The sequence below is a fragment of the Corynebacterium sp. HMSC072A04 genome, from assembly GCF_001809235.1.
Classification (GTDB): Bacteria; Actinomycetota; Actinomycetes; order Mycobacteriales; family Mycobacteriaceae; genus Corynebacterium; species Corynebacterium hiratae.
On sequence record NZ_KV796760.1, the window covers coordinates 1 to 475 of the forward strand.

The following is a 475-nucleotide window of genomic DNA, read 5'->3' on the forward strand; positions in this document are numbered from 1 at the left end:
AGCCGGTACATGTAGCCGCGCCCGGTGGGTTTTAAAGGGTCATCATCGTTAATACCGTTGTGGTAGGCGCACAGGAAGGTCAGGTTCTTAATGTTGGTGTAGCCGCCTGCTTGCCAGGGGATGAGGTGATGGATTTGGCAGTAATCAGCTGGCTTATTACACCCAGGTCTTGAACAGGTGTGGAATTCGGCGTGCAGGGTAAGGCGTTGGTTGAAGTTTGCTCCGCGTTCTAGCCGCCAGGTGTTAATAGGCCCTTCGACAGGGTGGACGATGGTGGCGTAGCCGATTTCGGCAAACTTGTGGGTGAGAAACTCAGCGCCTGTCATGCGCCCACCGTTGGTGAGGTTGAGTTCGATCTCGTCCCCGTCACCGTTGATGATTTGATCCAACTCGTTCAGGGTGACGATGACTTGGGTGCGCACGGAAGGCTTAGTGCCGGCTGTTTCTTGGTTGAAGAAGACGTCGTTGGCGGCTT

Annotated in this window: 1 protein-coding gene; it reads right to left on the bottom strand. The window is 54.9% G+C overall.

Annotation, left to right across the window (positions count from 1 at the left end; translation table 11 throughout):
* Nucleotides 1-475: HNH endonuclease signature motif containing protein (locus HMPREF2565_RS03760; protein ID WP_141745883.1), on the bottom strand; the 475-nt coding region annotated here is incomplete at both ends.